General features: G+C 62.2%; 15 protein-coding genes. 4 read left to right on the forward strand and 11 right to left on the reverse strand.

Annotated elements, in window-relative coordinates:
* Window positions 1-9: 9 nt before the first annotated feature.
* The 6 genes from pstB to ACPS74_RS09490 all read right to left on the reverse strand — a co-directional run bounded on the left by pstB (window position 10) and on the right by ACPS74_RS09490 (window position 6,148).
* Window positions 10-801, reverse strand: a complete 792-nt coding sequence (gene pstB, locus ACPS74_RS09465; protein WP_029651178.1) for a phosphate ABC transporter ATP-binding protein PstB — start codon at window positions 799-801, stop codon at window positions 10-12.
* Window positions 798-1,640, reverse strand: a complete 843-nt coding sequence (pstA, locus tag ACPS74_RS09470; RefSeq protein ID WP_029651179.1) for a phosphate ABC transporter permease PstA — start codon at window positions 1,638-1,640, stop codon at window positions 798-800. The genes pstB and pstA overlap by 4 nt, the downstream gene beginning before the upstream one ends.
* 14 nt (window positions 1,641-1,654) lie before the next feature.
* Window positions 1,655-2,644, reverse strand: a complete 990-nt coding sequence (gene pstC, locus ACPS74_RS09475) for a phosphate ABC transporter permease subunit PstC (protein ID WP_239753722.1) — start codon at window positions 2,642-2,644, stop codon at window positions 1,655-1,657.
* A 143-nt stretch (window positions 2,645-2,787) separates the two neighbouring features.
* Window positions 2,788-3,831: a phosphate ABC transporter substrate-binding protein PstS gene (gene pstS / locus ACPS74_RS09480; RefSeq protein ID WP_029651181.1), complete on the reverse strand. Its 1,044-nt coding sequence runs from the start codon at window positions 3,829-3,831 to the stop codon at window positions 2,788-2,790.
* 149 nt (window positions 3,832-3,980) lie between these two features.
* A complete protein-coding gene (locus tag ACPS74_RS09485) occupies window positions 3,981-5,078 on the reverse strand; it encodes an ATP-binding protein (protein WP_018406270.1) in 1,098 nt (365 codons plus the stop codon).
* Window positions 5,075-6,148, reverse strand: coding sequence for a lysylphosphatidylglycerol synthase domain-containing protein (locus ACPS74_RS09490; RefSeq protein WP_029651182.1), 1,074 nt, complete (start codon window positions 6,146-6,148; stop codon window positions 5,075-5,077). The genes ACPS74_RS09485 and ACPS74_RS09490 overlap by 4 nt, the downstream gene beginning before the upstream one ends.
* A 437-nt stretch (window positions 6,149-6,585) precedes the next feature.
* Here ACPS74_RS09490 and ACPS74_RS09495 point away from each other — a divergent pair, with 437 nt between their 5' ends.
* Entirely contained in the window at window positions 6,586-6,933 is a 348-nt protein-coding gene (locus tag ACPS74_RS09495) for a four-helix bundle copper-binding protein (RefSeq protein ID WP_026222627.1), read from the forward strand.
* Window positions 6,934-6,966: 33 nt separating this feature from the next.
* Here the strand turns inward: ACPS74_RS09495 and ACPS74_RS09500 are convergent, their stop codons facing one another.
* The 4 genes from ACPS74_RS09500 to fabA form a co-directional block, all read right to left on the reverse strand.
* Window positions 6,967-7,281 carry a c-type cytochrome gene (locus ACPS74_RS09500; RefSeq protein WP_029651295.1) on the reverse strand — a complete coding sequence of 105 codons (315 nt, stop codon included), beginning with the start codon at window positions 7,279-7,281 and terminating at the stop codon, window positions 6,967-6,969.
* A 4-nt stretch (window positions 7,282-7,285) separates the two neighbouring features.
* Window positions 7,286-8,095, reverse strand: a complete 810-nt coding sequence (gene fabI / locus ACPS74_RS09505) for an enoyl-ACP reductase FabI (RefSeq protein WP_029651296.1) — start codon at window positions 8,093-8,095, stop codon at window positions 7,286-7,288.
* Between the two features lie 142 nt (window positions 8,096-8,237).
* On the reverse strand, window positions 8,238-9,461 hold the full coding sequence (gene fabB, locus ACPS74_RS09510) for a beta-ketoacyl-ACP synthase I (protein ID WP_029651297.1): 1,224 nt from the start codon (window positions 9,459-9,461) through the stop codon (window positions 8,238-8,240).
* 45 nt (window positions 9,462-9,506) lie between these two features.
* Window positions 9,507-10,031 carry a 3-hydroxyacyl-[acyl-carrier-protein] dehydratase FabA gene (gene fabA / locus ACPS74_RS09515; RefSeq protein WP_018406276.1) on the reverse strand — a complete coding sequence of 175 codons (525 nt, stop codon included), beginning with the start codon at window positions 10,029-10,031 and terminating at the stop codon, window positions 9,507-9,509.
* 252 nt (window positions 10,032-10,283) lie between these two features.
* On the opposite strand from fabA, the gene irrA reads away from it, so the two are divergent.
* From irrA to ACPS74_RS09530, 3 genes are all read left to right on the forward strand, one after another.
* Complete coding sequence (irrA, locus tag ACPS74_RS09520; protein ID WP_029651299.1) at window positions 10,284-10,730, forward strand: iron response transcriptional regulator IrrA; 447 nt, start codon at window positions 10,284-10,286, stop codon at window positions 10,728-10,730.
* Between the two features lie 99 nt (window positions 10,731-10,829).
* Window positions 10,830-11,816, forward strand: coding sequence for a sensor histidine kinase (locus tag ACPS74_RS09525; protein WP_029651300.1), 987 nt, complete (start codon window positions 10,830-10,832; stop codon window positions 11,814-11,816).
* Window positions 11,813-12,187 carry a response regulator gene (locus tag ACPS74_RS09530; protein ID WP_029651301.1) on the forward strand — a complete coding sequence of 125 codons (375 nt, stop codon included), beginning with the start codon at window positions 11,813-11,815 and terminating at the stop codon, window positions 12,185-12,187. Before ACPS74_RS09525 ends, ACPS74_RS09530 begins: the two co-directional genes overlap by 4 nt.
* On the opposite strand, the gene ACPS74_RS09535 is transcribed toward ACPS74_RS09530, so the two are convergent.
* A complete protein-coding gene (locus tag ACPS74_RS09535) occupies window positions 12,188-12,799 on the reverse strand; it encodes an SH3 domain-containing protein (RefSeq protein WP_029651302.1) in 612 nt (203 codons plus the stop codon).
* Window positions 12,800-12,803: the final 4 nt, after the last annotated feature.

Here is a 12,803-nt window from a genome sequence, read left to right on the forward strand (position 1 = left end):
ATCGCTGGTTTAGCCAAAACGGCCGGTGATGTAGTCGAGCGTGCGCTTCGCTTGGGGCTTGTTGAACACGTCGTCCGTCTCGCCGAATTCGACGAGCTCGCCAAGATACATAAACGCCGTGTAATCGGAGACGCGCACCGCCTGCTGCATATTGTGGGTGACGATCGCTATCGTGTAGCGGCTGGCCAATTCGTCTATCAGCTCCTCGACCTTCGCCGTGGAAATCGGATCGAGCGCCGAACACGGTTCGTCGAACAGAATGATCTCCGGCTGCACCGCGACGCTGCGCGCGATGCAGAGTCGCTGCTGCTGTCCGCCGGACAGGCCGAGACCGCTGGTGTGAAGCTTGTCCTTGACCTCGTCCCAAAGAGCGGCGCCGCGCAGCGCGCCTTCGACGCGCGCGTCCATGTCGGCGCGCGGCAGTTTCTCGTATAGCCGAATGCCGAATGCGATGTTCTCATAGATCGACATTGGAAATGGCGTCGGCTTTTGGAACACCATGCCGATGCGCGAGCGCAAGGCGTTAATGTCGACCGCCGGATCGAGAATATTCTCGCCGTCAAGCAGCACCTCTCCCTGGGCGCGCTGGCCGGGATAGAGATCATACATGCGGTTCAAGACGCGCAGCAGCGTGGACTTGCCGCAGCCCGAGGGGCCGATGAAGGATGTCACCTTATTGGCGTACAAGGGCATGGTGACGTTTTTGAGCGAATGCGTCTCGCCGTAAAAGAAGTCGAGATTCCGCATTGAAACCTTGGTCTGCGGCGCCTTTACTTGAGCAATTTGAGCAGCGGCGTTCATTTCGAGTTCCTCCGCCCGGCGCTGAGCGCGCGGGCCGCGATCGAGAGAGCGAGAACAGCGACAGTGATGAGCAGCGCGCCGGTCCAGGCGAGCTGCTGCCAATCCTTGTAGGGCGACAGGGCGAACTGAAAGATGACGACCGGCAGGCTCGCCATCGGCGCGGTGAGGTCGCTGCTCCAGAACTGATTGTTGAGCGCAGTGAAGAGCAGCGGCGCCGTCTCGCCAGAGACGCGCGCTACAGCGAGCAACACGCCGGTGATCAGTCCAGCCTTGGCGGCGCGATAGGCGACCTTGCCAACGACATGCGCACGGGGCGCGCCGAGCGCCGAAGCCGCCTCGCGCATCGAACCGGGCACAAGCAGCAGCATGTCCTCGGTGGTTCGCACGACGACAGGGACGACCAACAACGCCAGCGCCACGGCGCCGGAAATCCCCGAGAAGTGGCCCATCGGATGCACCAAGACGGTGTAGACGAAGAGGCCGATGACGATCGATGGCGCGCTGAGCAGGATATCGTTGATGAAGCGCACGATCATCGTGAGCTTCGAATAGCGTCCATATTCGGCCATATAAGTGCCGGCCAGCATGCCCAGCGGCGTGCCGATGGCGACGCCGATGATCGTCATCACAAGCGATCCGGCGATGGCGTTGAGGAGGCCGCCCTTGCTGCCGGGCGGCGGCGTCATTTCGGTGAAGACCGCCGGCGACAGACCGCGCACGCCCTCGTAAACGAGAGAGCCGAGGATCAGGGCCAGCCAGGAAAGGCCGAACACTGCGGCCACCCAGCACAGCGAGGTGGCGACTGAGTTGGCGCCGCGTCGTGAAGCATAAAGCGACATGAGCTCGTTCTTTCTTACGCCGACTTCTGCTCGATGCGCATCAGCATGTAACGCGCCAGAGCGAGAACGAAGAAGGTGATGACGAAGAGGATGAGGCCAAGTTCGATCAGCGCCGAAGTGTAAAGATCGCCGACCGCTTCGGTGAACTCATTGGCGATGGTCGCGGAGATCGTCGTGCCGGGCGCGAGGAGCGATCCGGAAATCTTGTGCGCGTTGCCGATGACGAAAGTGACGGCCATCGTCTCGCCGAGCGCGCGGCCCAGGCCCAGCATCATGCCGCCGATCACGCCGACGCGTGTGTAAGGGACGACGACATAGCGCATCACTTCCCATGTCGTAGCGCCGATGCCCCAGGCCGCTTCTTTCAGCACCGGCGGCACGGTCTCGAAGACGTCGCGCGAGATCGAGGCGATGAAGGGCAGCACCATGATCGCGAGAATGAAGCCCGCGGTCAGCATGCCGATGCCGTAAGGCGGACCGGCGAAGAGCGTCGAGAAAAACGGAATGTCGCCAAAGGCCGATATCAGCGCCGGCTGCACATGCGATTGCAGAAAAGGCGCCAGCACGAAGAGGCCCCAGATCCCGTAGATGATCGAGGGGATGCCGGCGAGAAGCTCGATCGCGACGCCGATCGGCCGGCGCAACGCATGCGGACAAAGCTCGGTAAGGAAGGTGGCGACGCCGAGGCCGACGGGCACCGCGATCAGCATGGCGATGATCGATGTGACGAGCGTGCCATATATCGCCGCCGCGGCGCCGAAGTTCTCGGTGACCGGGTTCCAGGCCTGGGACGTGAGGAAGCTAAAGCCATATGCCTGCATCGCTGGCCAGGAGCCGTGGACCAGTGAGACGATCACGCCGCCCAGAATGATCAGCACGACGACAGCCGCCGCGCGCGTCACCTGAAAAAACACGCGATCGATCAGCGCGATGCGCGCCAGCACGCGCGTGCGCTCTACGATCACCGACTGCGAGGCTTGTTGCTCCAAAGCTATATCCGACACGTCGCCCGCTCCATTCAATTCACGCCGACTCGGCTCGATCGACAGCATTTCACCCGCTCCCGGCGCCGCTCCTCGGCGTCATGATCTTCCCGACGGCAGCATGAAACGGCCGTCGGGATCTATTCGCGATCAGCGGCGTCCGGCTAATGCGACAGGGGTTTGCCGTCCGCGCTCTTTACATTCGCCCAGCTCTTCTTGATGAGCTCGACCACCGGCTTCGGCATGGGAATATAGTCGAGCTCCTCCGCCATCTTGCCGCCATTGGCGAAAGCCCAGGAGAAGAATTTGAGCGCCTCGGCCGCATCGGCTTCGGACTTAGGCTCCTTGGGCAGCAAGATGAAGGTCGCCGCCGTGATCGGCCACGCTTTGGCGCCCGGCTCATTCGTCAGAATTTCGTAGAAACCCTCGGCATGCGACCAGTCGGCGCCGGCGGCCGCCGCCTGGAAAGTCTCCATGCTGGGCGGGACAACCTTGCCGTCCTTATTGACCATCTTGGTATAGGTCAGCTTGTTCTGCTTGGCGTAGGCATATTCGACATAGCCGATTGCGCCTTTGGTGTTGGCGACGTTGTTGGCGACGCCTTCATTGCCCTTGGCGCCGATGCCGACCGGCCATTCGACCGACGTGTTCTCGCCGACCTTCGACTTCCAGTCGGGCGAAACCTTCGAGAGATAGTTCGTGAAATTGAAAGTCGTTCCCGAACCGTCCGAGCGATGCACGACGACGATCGGCTGCGACGGCAGCTTCGCCTTCGGATTGAGCTTCTTGATCGCCGCATCGTCCCATTTGGCGATTTCGCCGAGGAAAATTTTCGCGACGGTCGCGCCATCGAGCGTGAGGTCGCCGCCGGCGACGCCTTCGAGATTGATCACCGGCACGATGCCGCCAATCACTTGCGGCCACTGAACCAGACCCGCCGTCTGAAGCTCCTCGGCCTTGAGCGGCTGGTCCGACGCGCCAAACGTGACGGTGCGCGCCTTGACCTGCTTGATGCCGCCGCCCGACCCGATGGACTGATAGTTAAGGCCATTGCCGGTATCCTTCCGATACGCCTCAGCCCATTTGGCGTAGATCGGGTAGGGGAATGTCGCGCCGGCGCCGGAAATGTCGATGGCTGCGGCGGCGCCGCACATGACGGCGAGCGCCAGCGCCGCGCCAGCGCCGCGCCTGAAAATCGTCGAGATCATTTGAAGGTCTCTTTTGCTCGAGAACGGACTTGCGATGCGCCCCGCGTCATCGCGCGGCAGAAAATACTGGTCCGACAACAGCTTTTTGTGACGAAAATATTACAGTATGATGACAGTGAATACACTTACATTTTAAATACTTACGTATTTCAGGCTGAATCGCTCGCCGGCAGAATGACGCGAAACAGCGTTCCCTCGCCAAGCGCGGACTCGATCCCGAGCCGGCCGCGGTGGCGCAGCACGATATGTTTGACGATGGCGAGGCCAAGGCCCGTGCCGCCTTTCGCGCGGCTCTTGCCGGCGTCGACCCGGTAGAAACGCTCCGTCAGACGCGGAATATGCTCCGGCGCGACGCCCGGACCATAGTCGCGCACCGAGAGAACGACGAGCGTCCCCTTGCGGACCAGCGAAATGTCGATGGGCTTGCAGCCGCCGTCGTCGCCGCACCCATATTTCAGGGCGTTCTCGACGAGATTCTCAATCACCCGGGCAAGCTCGTCCCGATCTCCAGGCGCGACGACATTCGGCTGCAGATCGAGATTGATGGCGACGCCCCTGTCTTCGGCCATCTGTGACAGCGTGTCGACGATATGCGCGACGAGCAGCGTGAGATCGACGGGCGTGGCGGGCCGCAGATGCATGTGCTGCTCGATGCGCGAGAGCGACAACAGATCGTCGACGAGGCGGGCCATCCGCTGCGCCTGCTCGCGCATGATGCCGAGGAATTTGTTGCGGGTGACGGCGTCCTCGCGCGCCGGACCTTGCAAGGTTTCGACAAAACCCAGCAGCGACGCGAGCGGCGTGCGCAGCTCGTGACTGGCGTTGGCGACAAAGTCGACGCGCATGCGCTCGACGCGCCGGGATTCGGTCAGATCGCGCAGGCTCACGACGGCCGCCGGCTCGAACCCTTCAATTTGCATTGGCGCGACATGCGCTTCAAACCAGCATTCCACCGGCAGACGTTCGACCCAGACGGTCTTCTCCGTCTCGCCGCCGGCGAGCACGCGCGCCACAGCGTCGAGCATGTCGGGCGAGCGAAGGCTGCGGGAGAGCGGTTCGCCCGACCGAATGGCCGGCGAGAGCGCCTGCGCCGCGGCGTTGACGGCGATGACATGAGTCTCGGAGTCGATAACGAAGATCGGCTCCGGGAGTGCGTTGATGATCGGCGCGAGGAGATCGATCGCCTGATCGCGCCATTTGAGCCGCTGGGTTGACAGCGTCACCGCGACGGGTCCGGCGCCGCTCAATTCGAGCGCTCTTCCAGGATGCGCGCGATTGCATCCCGCAGCGTCGCCCAGCGGCGCGCGCCCTCGTCGGCGCCCAGAAGCGCAAGCGCGACGACGAATGGAAGAAAGTAATAGATCATGCGAAACAGAAGCAGCGACGCCAGAATGCTTTCATGCGAAGCCGCCGGAATAGCGTGCAGCATCGTCGCCTCGAAGACGCCGATGCCGCCGGGCGCGTGGCTGATCACGCCCAGGATGCAGGCGACGACATAGACCGCGACGAAGGGCACAAAGTCCAGCGGGACGCCCTCGGGAAGCAGCACATAGAGCGCGCCTGCGGCGCAGCACAGGTCGGCGACCCCAAGCGCGAACTGCGCCAATGTCGGGACGAAACCCGGCAGCTCGAGAGCGTGGCCGCGAAGCCGAATGATGCGGCGATCAACCGTCACCCAGGCGAAATAAAAGAGCACGCCTGCAAGTATGAGCACGCCCGGAATGATGTGAAGGAAGGCCGGCAAGCCATCCAGCGCCTCGAGCGCGTCTGCGCCATAGATGAAGCCTATGCCCATCACCAGCGTCATCCCAAGCCAGAACGTGACGCCGGCGAAGACCGTGATGTTGGCAACTTCCAGCGCGTTCAATGCGACGCGCGAGTAGATCCAGTAGCGCACGGCCGCGCTGGTGATGATGGGAAATCCCAGGTTGAATGAAATGGCGTAGCTTGCGAAGGACGCGAGCGCAGCGACCCTGTAGGGCGCGCGCGTTCTCATATGATAGAGCGCGACGACGTCGTAACCGGTCAGAAAAAGATAGGAGAGCGCGGCCAGGGCCAGGGACGCCAAAATCTGCGCGCCGCTCGTCGCGCGAAAAGCGTTCAGCAGATCGGCGTAGCTGAGGCTTGAGAGCGTTCGGCCCAGAATATAAGCGGCCAGCGCAAAGACGGCGAGACTGGCCGCCACGCCCAGCGCACTCAGCGCGCCCCGCGGCAGCCGCGCACGCAGCGACTCAAAAAATCCGCCGCTTGCTTGTGGCCTCACGACGGGCAACCCCGGCGTCGTGGCTTCGAACACGTCGTTATCGCGCGAGGTCACGCCGCCCTCGCGCCCAACGCTCGGATCTCGGAGCCCTCAATGCACAACCCTCATCATCTCGCCTGAAGCTTGCCTTTGTCGTCTTGCAAGCGTCATCCGGTTCAATCCCTCCATCATGTCATGGCGATGACTAGCACGATCTCAGTCGCGCGCGCCTCTCAAAAGGTTGGCGCTCGGCGATCGGACGTCAAGTCCGCGCCTGCTACTCAAAGGCTGAAGCGTGACCGATCGTCCTGCGCCTAAGGGCAGGTTCCGAAAAGTTGACAGACTTTCGATGAGAACCTGCTCCAATATTTTGATTTTGAGCGATTCCTTATCGATCACATGATTCCATGTGATCGGGAAGCGCTCTAAGCGCAAATCTTGACCTGCGAGGCTCGTGAACTAGCTGCCTGCGGGGCGGCGAGGCGGAAAGCCTGTAAGAGGAACGATCCATCATGCACATGATCCCGAAGGAAATGCAGGCCTGCATCGACGCCTGCCTGAACTGTTATCAGATGTGCTTCGGCATGGCGATGACCCATTGCCTCGAGGAAGGCGGCGAGCATGTGAAGCCCAAACATTTCCGCGCGATGATCGCCTGCGCCGATATGTGCCGCAACAGCACGCAAATGATGCTGATGAATTCGCCGCTGGCCAAACAGATGTGCGCGCTTTGCGCCGAGGCTTGCGAAACCTGCGCCAAGGAGTGCGATCCGATTCCGGACATGAAGGAATGCGCCGACGAATGCCGCCGCTGCGCCGAAGAATGCCGCAGAATGTCCAAACAGAAAATGGCCGCATAATTTACTGCGAATAGCTTGCGACCGGTTTGGCGGCTATTTGCCGCCAAGCCCCAAAATATAGCTCGCCAGCGAGTCGATCTCTTCTCGGGCGAGAATGATGTTGGGCATGTTCTTGTGCGAAGAGCGCAGGAAAACTTTGAGCGACAGTTCCGTCGTCGAAGGCATGTTGGCGACGTCGATAAAGCGCGGAGCCTTGGGATCCGGGCTCTTGGCGTCTGCGTCGGCGCCAACCGCATGGCATGAGGCGCATTCGGCTTTGGCGATTTGCGCGCCGGTCGTCGGATCCGCGCTCGCGGCCATCGCCGGCGCCGCAATGAAGACCAAGCCCAAAGACAGCGCTATCCTCATCGCCTTACTCCTCGCCGTTGAGATCCTCGGGACGCGGCTGCAACATGATATTATAGCCGGCGTCGACAAGATGCACCTCGCCCGTCACGCCGCCCGACAGCTCCGACAGCAAATAAAGCGCCGAACCGCCGATTTCATCAAGCGTGATCATCCGGCGCAATGGACAATGCTTTTTTTGAAACGCGCCCATCGCCCGCGCGCCCGTGATGCCGGCGCCCGCCATCGTGCGCACCGGGCCGGGCGACAGCGCATTGACGCGAATGCCGCGATCGCCGAAATCCGCGGCAAGATAGCGCACGGATGAATCGAGCGCCGCCTTCGCCACGCCCATGACGTTGTAATTCGGCATGACATGCGTGCCGCCGCCGAAGCTCACTGTCAGCAGCGATCCGCCGTTCTTCATCAGCGTCGCGGCGCGGCGCGCGGCTTCGGTGAAGGAAAAACAAGAGATGACGAGCGTGCGAATGAAATTCTCGCGCGAGGTGTCGGCGTAGAGACCCTTCAATTCGCTTTTGTCGGAATAGGCGATCGAGTGGACGAGAAAATCCATATCGCCCCAGTCGTATTCGAGACGGGCGAACACCTGATCCACCGTCGAAATATCCTCGGCGTCGCACGGCAGCACAAGGTTCGACCCGAGCTCCTGCGCGAGCGGCTTGACGCGCTTGCCGAGCGCCTCGCCCTGATAGGTGAATGCGAGCGTCGCGCCGTGGCGCGCAAGAACGCGCGCGATGCCGTAGGCGATCGAATGATCATTGGCGACGCCCATGATGAGGCCGCGCTTACCTTGCATGAGACCGGTTGAAACTGTCATATGGCGATTGTCATCGTAGGAGAGATCGAAAGTTTGGGCCTAAGCCCTATCGGAGATAGCAGACGAGCGAAGAAGAACGGACGCTATGGGCCGGCCGTATCGGCGATTGACAAGCCCGGCCATGACGCTCGCTTTTGCGGACTTACGCGTCTGGATGCTTGAACACCAATGTCGCATTGGTGCCGCCGAAACCGAATGAGTTCGACAGCACCGCGCCGAGCTTCACATTGTCGCGGCGCGCCCGCATGATGGGCATGTCGGCGAAATCCGGATCGAGCTCTTCGATATTAGCGCTCTCGCAGATAAAGCCGTTCTGCATCATCAACAAGGAATAGATCGCCTCCTGCACGCCCGTCGCGCCGAGCGAATGGCCGGTCAGGGATTTCGTCGCGGCGATCGGCGGACATTTGTCGCCGACGCCGAACACTTCGCGCAGCGCTTCGATTTCCTTGGCGTCGCCGACGGGGGTCGCCGTGGCGTGGGGGTTGATGTAGTCGATCGGGCACTTCACCGTCGCGAGCGCCTGCCGCATGCAGCGCACCGCGCCCTCGCCCGAGGGCGCCACCATGTCATGGCCGTCCGAGGTCGCGCCGTAGCCGGCGACTTCGGCGTAGATCTTTGCGCCGCGCGCCTTGGCGTGTTCGAGTTCTTCGAGCACCAGCACGCCGGCGCCGCCGGCGATGACGAATCCGTCACGATTCTTGTCATAGGCGCGCGAAGCCGTCGCCGGCCGATCATTGTAGGAGGAGGACATCGCGCCCATCGCGTCAAAGAGGACCGAGAGCTCCCACTCCAGCTCCTCGCAGCCGCCCGCGAAGATCATGTCCTGCTTGCCGTATTGAATCAGTTCGTAGGCGTTGCCGATGCAGTGATTGGACGTGGCGCAGGCGGATGAGATCGAATAGTTGACGCCCTTGATCTTGAACCAGACCGCAAGCGTCGCCGAAGCTGTCGAAGACATGCTTTTCGGCACGGCGAAGGGACCGACGCGTTTGGGTCCCTTGGTGCGTGTGATATCGGCAGATTCGACAAGCGTGTGGGTCGAGGGGCCGCCCGACCCCATGATGATTCCCGTGCGCTCGTTGGAGATTTCCGCTTCGGTCAGGCCGGCGTCGGCGATCGCCTGATCCATGGCGACATGATTCCACGCCGTGCCGGTCGCATGGAAGCGCATGGCGCGGCGATCGACGATCGTCGAGGGGTCGAGCGTCGGCAGTCCGTAGACCTGCGAGCGGAAGCCGAGTTCGGCGTATTTATCCGCGCGCGAGATGCCCGACTTCGCCTCGCGCAGCGAAGCGATCACTTCCTGGGTGTTGTTGCCGATCGACGACACAATTCCCATGCCGGTGACGACGACTCGTCTCATTGTCCAACTCCTTGGCGGCGCTATCCCGCGCCTTGCTGTGCGGCTTCAGGCGGCGGCCGGCGCCTCGGCCTTGGCGAGCCCGACCTTCAAATCCTTCGCCTCATAGATGCGCTCGCCGTCGGCAGCGACCCAGCCGTCGGCGATGCCGAGCACAAGCTTGCCCTTGAAGACGCGCTTAAAGTCGATGCCGTAGGTCACCTTTTTCACGGTCGGGCGAACTTGCCCGCTGAATTTCACCTCGCCGACGCCGAGCGCCATGCCGCGTCCCGGATTGTCGAGCCAGGCGAGATAGAAGCCGACCATTTGCCACAGCGCGTCGAGCCCTAGGCAGCCCGGCATCACCGGATTGCCCTTGAAATGGCAGTCGAAAAACCAGAGGCTCGGCTTAATGTCGAGTTCGGCGCGCATGTAGCCTTTGCCGTGCTCGCCGCCGTCTTCGAAGATCTCGGTGATCCGGTCGAACATCAGCATCGGCGGCAGCGGCAGCTGCGCATTTCCCGGGCCGAACAGCTTCTCCTCGCCGCACGCCAGTAAATCCTCGTAGCCGAATGAGGAGCGCCTTTCGCTCATCGTCCCTTATTCCTCGCGTTGGAGCCTTTGAAGGCCCATCCTCCCCAAGCGCCCTCAAAAGGCGCGCCCTTATCTTTTTGCGCCGCCAGCGGCGCCGCTCTTTGGGCGAAGCGATCCGTAACATAGCCTCGCCCGGGCCGGAAGCGCCGTCGCAAGCAGGGTCGCAACGCCCGAGCGGCGTTGAATTTCCCGCCATTCCCCCTATGATGCCATGGAGAAAACCGCGAGAGTAGAAAACCGCGAGCCGCTGCAATGGACGCCGAGCCACATTCGACCGTTCCGCCAGACTCTGCGCCCCGCAAGCCGGTCGCAGATTTGCTGGGCGACGCCGGGCTGCGGCCCACCCGCCAGCGGCTGGCGCTCGGCGAGCTGCTGTTTGGTCAAAGCGGCGATCGTCATGTGACGGCGGAACGGCTCTATGAGGAAGCCCTCGCCGCCAATCTCTCCGTGTCGCTCGCGACCGTGTACAACGCGCTTCACCAGTTCACCCAGGCGGGCTTGCTGCGGGAGATCGCCGTCGACGGCGCCCGGGTGTATTTTGACACCAACACCGCCGACCACCATCATTTCCTCCTCGAAGACGACGGAGAGCTGTACGACATCGCCGGCGCGAATGTCTCGGTCTCCGATCTTCCCCAGCCCCCCGACGGTTTGCGGGTCGCACGCGTAGATGTCGTGGTGCGTCTTCGCCGCGCCTAAGCCCGCCCTATAATCTGAAGACGACAAATTTCGAAGCAGCTCGACGTCGCCCGCAGGGCCGTAGAGATCTCTTCGAAAACCAGGGTGGGGCGCGGAGCAATGTCGCAGCGGGCGACCGAACAGGAATCCGAGATCACCTACGCGCAGTTCAAGGCGCTGGCCAATTCCATACCGAATCTTGCCTGGATGGCGCGACCGGACGGCTGGGTGTTTTGGTACAATGACCGGTGGTACGAATATACCGGCACGACTCCCGAGGAGATGGCGGGATGGGGTTGGCAATCGGTCCATCATCCGGACGTGCTGCCCAAAATGCTGGAGCGCTGGACGCATGCGATCCAGCACGGCGAATTCTTCCAGATGATCTTTCCGCTCAAGGGCGCCGACGGGCTCTATCGACCGTTCCTGACGCGCATCGAGCCGCTGCGCGAGAACGGAGCCATCGTCGGCTGGTATGGGACCAACACCGACGTCACCGAACAGGAACGCGACCGCGAACGCCTGCAGCTTCTGATCCACGAGCTCAACCATCGCGTCAAAAACACGCTTGCGACGGTTCACTCGATCGCTCTGCATTCGTTGCGCGAGTTGAAGCAGAATTCGGTCGAGCTCTTTGAGAAACGTTTGCTGGCGCTCGCCGCCGTGCACGACGTGCTGACCCGTGAAAACTGGACGAAGGCGCAGGTCGACGAACTCGTGCGTACCGCCATCGCCCCTGCAGGCCCGGAGAATTTCGACGTTTCAGGACCGCCTGTCGACGTCTGCCCGCGCATCGCGGCGGCCCTGGCGATGACGCTGCATGAATTGTGCACGAACGCCGTCAGATACGGATCGCTCTCGGCGCCGAGCGGACGGGTCGCCGTCGACTGGGGCGTCGACTCGGCGCGCCGGACGCCTATGCTCCATCTCGTCTGGCGCGAGCACGGCGGGCCGGCGATCTCCCCTCCGTCCGATAAAGGATTTGGCATGCGATTGATCGAGAGGACGCTCGCTTCCGAAGCAGGCGCTCAAGTCTCGGTCAATTTCCCGCCTGAAGGATTGCGATGCGCAATGGACATCCCCCTCACAATGGAAATGCTCAAATGAGCGAACCGCGTATCCTCATCGTGGAAGACGAAGCCGTCATCGCCATGGCCCTCGAGATGTTTCTCGAAGAGCTCGGCGCCCGCGTCGTCGCCACTGCCGGCAATGTGCAGGACGCTCTGCAAAAGGCGACGAGCGAAGATTTCGATCTCGCCTTTCTCGACATCAACCTCAATGGCCAGAAGGCTCATGTTCTCCCCGGCGTCCTGGAGCGCCGGCGTAAGCCCTTCGCCTTCGTGACGGGTTATGGCGAGCAGGGCGTGCTTGAGGCGTATGCCGATGCGCCGGTCGTCACCAAGCCCTTCAGTCGGGACGCCATTTCGACCGCGCTGGAAGCGCTTAAAAGCCGTCTGCCGGCTGACCCCTCGGCATGATTATTCGAATTTCTCGCCCGGATAGACGCCCCACAGATTTTCCTGCTCCATGTAGCCGTCAAAGCCCTTGCCGGCGATGCGGCACCATTTGCCGTCGCAACTGCGCAAATTGCCGATGACGCCGGGGCCGAGCTTGGCCGCGGGCGTCAAATGATCGGCGGCGACGAGCAGTTGTGGCTCCTTTTTCCACGGCGCAACCAAGGCGGTGCGCCGTCCGGAGAGCAGCGAGTGCAGCACCCAGCCTTCGGCGCCTTCGGAATCGCGGATCTTGCGCCAGGTTTCGAATTCGGCGGTGATCTCGACGGGGAGCGCCGCGCGTTCGTAGATCCAGAGGGTCGGATGTTCCTTGCTCGGCCCCTCGCGAACATTGACCCGATCCGATTTGAGGCTGACGTAGCGGGGCAAGGGCAAGCCGCTCACCGGGCCCTTCTGCGGCTCCTGAGCGCCGGCGTGCGCTGCGCAAAAAACCGCGCAGACGAGCGCGGCGAAAAACCCGCGGCGACGCTTTTGGAAAAGTTCCTGAGCGTTTGAGAAAGCTGCCGAAACTGGCTCAGATTCTGCATTTATTCGCGACATGATGGACTGATCGCTCGCTTGTCTTTGGCCCGTCATCTGC

Source organism: Methylocystis sp. SB2 (assembly GCF_049817085.1).
Lineage (GTDB): Bacteria > Pseudomonadota > Alphaproteobacteria > Rhizobiales > Beijerinckiaceae > Methylocystis > Methylocystis rosea.